This is a genomic window from Turicibacter sp. (assembly GCF_017941855.1).
In the GTDB taxonomy this organism is placed as follows: Bacteria; Bacillota_I; Bacilli_A; order MOL361; family Turicibacteraceae; genus Turicibacter; species Turicibacter sanguinis.
Genome location: NZ_JAGAVR010000119.1, coordinates 1 through 7,238, shown reverse-complemented (window position 1 = coordinate 7,238; position 7,238 = coordinate 1). Strand labels below are relative to the sequence as shown.

Sequence of the window (7,238 nt, the reverse complement as noted above, 5' to 3'; positions counted from 1 at the left end):
TAGGAGCTTAGTGGATGTATAGGGGGGATGCGATTAATTAATGGTGGTGTGATGATTGAAAATTAAATGGTGCTTAAAAAAATGTAGTGGATGGTATGTAGTGGGATTTGTATGAAGGATGGAATTTGAAAGGATATTAGAATGAAAGGTATTAGATGTAATGGATGTGATACTAGGAGTTTGGGATGATGAATAGGTGGAGTGTGAGTGAGTAATGAAGGGTGGTGTGATGATTGGAAATTAAATGGTGCTTAAAATGGTGTAGTGGATGGAGGTTAAGAATGTATATGAATAAATAGTGTGGAGTTGATAATTTGATATGAATGAGTTTAGTGAAACTATAGTGCAATGAGACAAACTTTTAGAATATTGAAGGTTGATGAGAACTAAGCGCGATAGTTTTTAAAAGACTGTAGTTTAGTTGAAAGGAAAGATGTTAAAGGAATTTTTTGAATGAAAGGATATAGGGTTTGGAATGGATGGAGGTTAAGTAATTAGTAAGATGTCGCACTTAAAGTTAAGTAATGGATAGGAATATATTTGTTAATAAAATTATTTGAGGTACTAGCGACACTTTGTTCTTCATCAATAAATCACTAGGCTTAATATTAAGATTCGAGTTGATAGGGTGCATCAAATATTTTGCTGATGGCTATTGTTATAAGAATTAGTGTAGTGCTTCGATGATTGCTATTCTAGTGGTGTGATAAGTTGTTTTCTTGTTTTCTAACTCCTTATCACAATAATAGTTTATTCTAGAGCATCTTTTTTGCATGAGCAAAAGGAATAGTTCTCTATATTTTTTTAAAAAAGTGTGTATTATTTTTAAAGTGCTTGATTTATCGGTAAAAAGGCCATAATAGGAGTAACGTATTTTTATAATTCTTAAAATTTGGGTTATGTGGTATAATACTCATGATAGCCAACGTTTAGAAGGGGGTCTTTTGATGAAGACAAAGTCGCTAGTAAATGCAGCGATGATGATGGCCATTTACTTAGTTTTTTTTATTTTATATAATGTCGGAATTTTACCAAGTATCATGACACTTCTGTTACCTATTCCCCTCATTATCTATAGCGTGGTTAGTCAGAAGGTGTCTGATATTCTATTATTGTTGCTTGGATGTACGATTGGAACGTACTTGATTGGATCTGTTTATGGTTTAATGACAACGCTTCTTTATGGTATAACAGGTGCTCTTTTAGGAATTGGAATTGTTAAAAAGTGGCCTTATTGGAATCGTATTTTGAATGCATCAATTGTGTTTGTTGTAGTTATGCCATTAATGACTTATGTCTTAACCAAATTAAGCATTTCGGAAATGTTTTTACAGACGATGAATGAGATGTTTAGTGTTTTTGATCAAGTTGGAAGTGTGATGCCTGAAGGAAGTATGGAGCAATTGACTTCGATGCAAGAGATGATGCAGACGGTTATTCCAATGGTAATGCCAACGTTGCTGTTAATTATGGGTGCAATTCAAGCTTTTTTAAGCGACAAGGTTTCGACTCTTGTGTTAAAACGCATGCATCTTCAAACTCCAGTTTCACAGCCTATTTCTGAGTTTCAACTTGGAGCAAAGCTTGCTATTTTATTGATTATTTCACAGTTTGCGATGGCTTTTGTTAGAAATAGTGGTGTGACAGTTGTTTTATTAAACGTGGTAATGCTTTTAAACACTTTATTTATGATTCAAGGAATTATTGTGGCTATTCAGTTCTTTAAATCAAGAAATCAAAAAGGTTTAGGCATTATGGTTGTTGTATTCGCCATTTTATCAAACTTAGTTATGTTTGTTTCATTGATTGGAATGATGGATGCATTGTTTGATTATCGAAAACGTTTTGAGATAAAAGGGGTATAGTGAAAGGTGGTGTATCGATAGTGAAGAAGGTTCGGAAATGGTTGGATGAATATCAAGAACACCTTGGCTATATTACTGTATCGAGCTTATTTATTCTTGTTTCAGGAGTTTATGCTTATTTTCAGTCAGATGTGATTTCACTAATCATCTTCTTGTACTTTGTAGGAGACGCTATCTATAAGATTAATGCGTATTATCATTATAAGTTAGATACTAAAAAGCGAATTGAAGCAGTTAGCTATCGTGTGAAGCATGCAGGTGAGATTGTTTTTAATGAATTACCAATTGGAGTTTTATTATATGATGAAGCTCATGAAGTGGTCTGGTTTAATGGTTTTGCAAAACAAATTTTCGGTGCAGATTTACATGATCTTCCTTTACAAACGATGAGTGAAGCTTTGTATGATAAGGTTTTAGGGGAGAGCGCTGTTTTTGAAATTACGGTTAAAGATAAAACATATTTAGTAGAACATCATCGTGATGAGCGCTTGTTATATTTAACGGATAATACACCGTTCACAGATCTTTGTAAGAAGTATGTGAATGAACAACCGGTTATTGGGGTACTCATTATGGATAATTACGATGAAGTTATCCATAATTTAAAAGAACAAGAAAAAAGTGAATTTTATGGAAAAATAGTTTCTATTATTATGCAGTGGGCTGAAGAAAATAATATTTATATTCGAACAGTTTCAAGTGACCGTTTTGTGATGATGATGTCTTTTGAAGTGTTGCAGAAATTGCGTGATAAGAAGTTTGCTATTTTAGATAAGGTTCGTGAAGCGGCAAAAGAAAAAGAGATGTTGTTAACTATTAGTATTGGCTTAGCAACAGGCTATGAAAGTTTTGCTGAGCTTGGTCAGCGTGCGAATTATATGCTAGATTTAGCCTTAAGTCGTGGTGGTGATCAGGTTGCTATTAAAATTGCAAGTGACGATAAGTTCTTATTCTATGGTGGAAAAACAAATCCAGTTGAAAAACGTAATCGTGTAAGAGCGCGTGTTAATGCACAAGCTTATGAACGTTTGGTTCGTGATAGTGAACGTGTGATTATTATGGGACATCGTTATCCAGATGTCGATGCAATTGGAGCAAGTATTGGATTGCTTCGTATGAGCATTGCCTCGAAACGAGAAGCGTATATTGTTTTAAAAGAAGAAGAATTAGATAAAACAGCTAAAAATTTCGTCGCTGCCATTATGCAAGATGAGAAGTTAAGGCCTTATTTTATTTCATCTGAGATGGGGCTAGAGTTAATGACGAAAAATACGTTACTTGTTGTTGCCGATACGCAAGATCCAAAAATGGTAATTGAACCATTACTTTTACAACGTGCGAAGAAAATTGCGGTATTCGACCATCATCGTAGAGGGGTCGATGTGATTGAATCTGTGCTCTCGTTTGCAGAACCATACGCATCTTCAACTGTTGAATTAGTAGTGGATATGTTTGATTATTACTCGCAAAAAATTAAGATGTCGTCGCTTGAAGCATCGATTATGCTTGCGGGAATTATTGTAGATACAAGACGTTTTTCATATCATACGGGACGTCGAACTTATGAAACGGCTGCGATTTTAAAACAAAAAGGGGCAGAGGAGAAGTTAGTACAACAGCTTCTACGTACGCCGCTTGAAAATTATTATAGTAAAGCGCATTTAATCGAACGTGCGGAGATTTTCAAAGATGTGTTTATTATCGCGCCAGCAGATGATGAGATGGTACTTGAAAAAGTTCAAATTGCTCAGACTGCAGATGAGTTATTAAATGTTCAAAATATTAAGGCATCATTTGTGATTTCGCGTATTGATGATCAACATATTGGAATTAGTGCGAGATCACTTGGAGATATTAATGTTCAACTCTTGATGGAACAATTAGGTGGCGGTGGCCATTTAAATAATGCAGCAACTCAGATTAAAGGGATTAATACTCAAGAAGCTGTGTTGATGTTAAAAGATGCAATTGAAAAAGAATTAGAAGAAAGTGGTGACTAGGCATGAAAGTAATTATGTTAGTTGATGTTAAAGGTAAAGGTAAACGTGGAGAAGTTAAAGATTTCCCTAATGGGTTTGCAAACTTTTTAATTAAAAATAAACAAGCTGTTGATGCTACACCAGCAAATATGAATAAATTAAAGCAACAACAAGCTGAAGAAGAAAAACAGGCTGAATTAAGATTAGAAGAGGCGAAAGCTTTAAAAGCGGATCTTGAACAAAAAACAGTTATTGTTAAAGTAAAAGCTGGAGATAACGGACGTGTATTTGGATCTGTTAGTACTAAAGCAATTGCAGAAGAATTTGAAAAACAATTTAAAATTAAATTAGATAAACGTAAAATGGATTTAGAGGAACCAATTCGTGGTTTAGGAATGGCACGAGTTCCAATTCACTTACACCCAGAAGTAACAGCAACAATTAATGTTCAAATCAAAGAAAAATAATTAGAAGATGAAGGTTGGTCACGTCTATGCTAGAAACGCAAAACCGACACATGCCACATAGCACTGATGCTGAGCAAGCGATTCTTGGTGCGATGTTACTTGATGAAAAGGTATGTGAGGATGTAAAGTTAAAGTTACAGCCCGATGATTTTTATCATCATCGTCATCGCATTATTTATGAAGCGATGTTAACGTTGCTTGAGCAAAATAAAGGGGTCGATGTAACAACTGTTACGGCTTTTTTACAGGATCATAAGCGTATTTCAGAAATTGGTGGCGTTGAGTATATCTTAACCATTTATGAGAGTGTTGCAACGACTGCTCATACCGATCATTATATCGATATGGTTCTTGAAAAGTCGATTTCACGTTTAATTATTAATCGAGCCCAAGAATTAATTGAACAAGGTTATAGTCCTGAGACATCGACTCAGGATTTAATCGATGCAGCAGAACAAAAGTTTTCAGGCCTTTCTCGTTTGAATCAAGGGTCTGATTTTAAAGAGATTAATAATGTCTTAGTCGATTTTATTAAAAATGTTGAAAAGTTATCACAATCAACTGGAGAGGTAACGGGGTTAACAACCGGCTATACGGCCTTAGATGATATTACATCAGGATTACAAAATAATGACCTAATTATTGTAGCAGCACGTCCGGCGATGGGGAAAACAGCCTTCGCCTTAAATGTTGCACAAAATGTGGCAAAATTAAATAATGTAAATGTCGCTATCTTCAGTTTGGAGATGGGGGCCGACCAGTTAGTTTCTCGTCTTGTCAGTGCTGAGGGACGAATTGAGGCACACCGTTTGAAAACGGGGAACTTAGAAGGTGCTGACTGGCGCTCATTAAAAATCGCCACTGATGTATTAGGTGGTCTTGGAATTTATATTGATGATACACCTGGTATCAGAGTTGGGGAGTTACGCGCTAAATGTCGTCAACTACATCAACAAAAAGGTCTTGGATTAGTCCTTATTGACTACTTACAGTTATTATCGGGAAGTAAATCTAATGGTGGGAACCGCCAACAAGAGGTATCGGAAATCTCGCGTATGTTAAAAGAGATGGCCCGTGAATTGAAAATTCCGGTTATCGCTTTATCACAGTTATCACGTCAGGTTGAAAGTCGTGAAGATAAACGACCAATGATGTCTGACTTACGTGAATCGGGAAGTATCGAGCAGGATGCCGATATCGTAACCTTCTTATACCGTGAAGATTATTATAAAAAGGATCCTGAAACGAATGATAATATCGTCGAAGTCATTTTCGCTAAACACCGTAACGGTGCTGTCGGAACAATTAAATTAGCATTCCGAAAAGAAATCAGCCGCTTCGAAAATCTAGCCTTTGTACCAGAAGGAGCAAGTGTCCCAGACTTGTAATATAACCTTGTTTAAAGATATGGATTAAATATAGATACTATGAAGTTAGAGTTTTTTAACTCTGACTTTTATTTGTAAATAAAAACGTTGTACATTTATAACACATTTTGACGATAGCAAAGACTTATATTATAATTAGGAATGGATAATTATATAATTCTAGATAAGTTTTGTGCAGTTGAAAACTTTTGGCTGGACTATAGGATGTCTTGGCACCAAAAAGATTTAGCAACTAAGGCTGATGTTTTATGGCTAGAAAACATTTTTGTTTATATATAGAGGAGGATTCAACTTATGTTTGAACGTTTAGAGGCAATCTTAGAGCGTTATGAAAAAATTAATGAGATGATGGCAGATCCTGCAATCGTTACTGATATTAAAAAATTAACTGAGTTATCAAAAGAACAACGTGGTCTTGAAGAGACAGTTAATGTGTATACTGAATATAAAAATATTGCAAGTTCTATTGAAGATTTAAAAGAAATGGCTAAAGATTCTGATCCAGAAATCAGTGAAATGGCTGAAATGGAATTAGAGGAATTAAAACCTCGTTTACCAGAGCTTGAGCAACAATTAGAAATTTTATTAATTCCTAAAGATCCAAATGATGAGAAAAACGTTATCGTTGAAATTCGTGGAGCAGCAGGTGGAGATGAAGCAAATATTTTCGCTTCAGACTTATACCGTATGTATACGAAGTATGCTGAGTTAAAAGGATGGAAAATTCAAGTTATGAACGTTGACTATTCTGAATCAGGAGGGATGTCACAAGTTGAGTTTATGATTTCAGGTGAAAGTGTGTTCTCTCACATGAAGTATGAATCAGGAGCTCATCGTGTACAACGTGTTCCTGCAACTGAATCTCAAGGACGTATCCACACATCTACAGCAACTGTATTAGTTATGCCAGAAGCAGAAGATGTAGATATTGAAGTAAGTATGAATGATATCCGTGTTGATACATTCTGTTCATCAGGGCCTGGTGGTCAGTCTGTAAATACAACGAAATCTGCAGTACGTTTAACTCACGTTCCAACTGGAATCGTTGTATCATGTCAGGATGGAAAATCTCAGCATGAAAATAAGGCGAATGCATTAAAAGTATTAAAAGCTCGTATTTATGATTCAATTTTACAAGAGCGTTTAGAAGCTGAAGGTGAAGAGCGTCGTTCAAAAATTGGTACTGGAGAGCGTTCAGAAAAAATCCGTACATATAACTATCCACAAAACCGTGTAACAGATCACCGTATTGGATTTACTATTCAACAGTTAGATCGCGTTATGGAAGGTAAATTAGAACCAGTTATTGAAGCGTTAATTACGGAAGAACAAAAACGTAAATTAGCTCATCAAGAATAGTTTTTATATATAAAAGGGTACTCTAAGTTTAAAGTACCCTTTTATTTTGGTTCTTTGTCAAATAGTGTTGCTGATTAATTTGTAACCTATTATAATGAACGACCGAATTGAAATCCTAGTAGCTATGCTGCTAGGATTTTTCTTTTGGGTTTAGTTAGATTTTGAATCATAAGAATTCTT

At 35.1% G+C, this 7,238-nt stretch carries 5 protein-coding genes; all 5 read left to right on the top strand.

All coding sequences use genetic code 11. The features are described from left to right. Positions 1-947: 947 nt before the first annotated feature. The 5 genes from J6D32_RS12845 to prfA all read left to right on the top strand — a co-directional run bounded on the left by J6D32_RS12845 (position 948) and on the right by prfA (position 7,058). A complete protein-coding gene (locus J6D32_RS12845; RefSeq protein ID WP_006784588.1) occupies positions 948-1,865 on the top strand; it encodes a DUF2232 domain-containing protein in 918 nt (305 codons plus the stop codon). Between the two features lie 20 nt (positions 1,866-1,885). Continuing rightward, entirely contained in the window at positions 1,886-3,865 is a 1,980-nt protein-coding gene (locus J6D32_RS12840) for a DHH family phosphoesterase (protein ID WP_009606137.1), read from the top strand. Between the two features lie 2 nt (positions 3,866-3,867). After that, positions 3,868-4,311: a 50S ribosomal protein L9 gene (rplI, locus tag J6D32_RS12835; RefSeq protein ID WP_006784590.1), complete on the top strand. Its 444-nt coding sequence runs from the start codon at positions 3,868-3,870 to the stop codon at positions 4,309-4,311. A 26-nt stretch (positions 4,312-4,337) separates the two neighbouring features. Further along, on the top strand, positions 4,338-5,699 hold the full coding sequence (dnaB, locus tag J6D32_RS12830; protein ID WP_006784591.1) for a replicative DNA helicase: 1,362 nt from the start codon (positions 4,338-4,340) through the stop codon (positions 5,697-5,699). 294 nt (positions 5,700-5,993) lie between these two features. Beyond that, a complete protein-coding gene (gene prfA / locus J6D32_RS12825; protein ID WP_006784592.1) occupies positions 5,994-7,058 on the top strand; it encodes a peptide chain release factor 1 in 1,065 nt (354 codons plus the stop codon). The last annotated feature ends 180 nt before the right edge of the window (positions 7,059-7,238 follow it).

Bases quoted from the DNA above. Each gene is read 5' to 3' on its own strand.
- rplI (WP_006784590.1), top strand. From the start codon at position 3,868: ATGAAAGTAATTATGTTAGTTGATGTTAAAGGTAAAGGTAAACGTGGA.
- prfA (WP_006784592.1), top strand. From the start codon at position 5,994: ATGTTTGAACGTTTAGAGGCAATCTTAGAGCGTTATGAAAAAATTAAT.
- J6D32_RS12845 (WP_006784588.1), top strand. From the start codon at position 948: ATGAAGACAAAGTCGCTAGTAAATGCAGCGATGATGATGGCCATTTAC.
- dnaB (WP_006784591.1), top strand. From the start codon at position 4,338: ATGCTAGAAACGCAAAACCGACACATGCCACATAGCACTGATGCTGAG.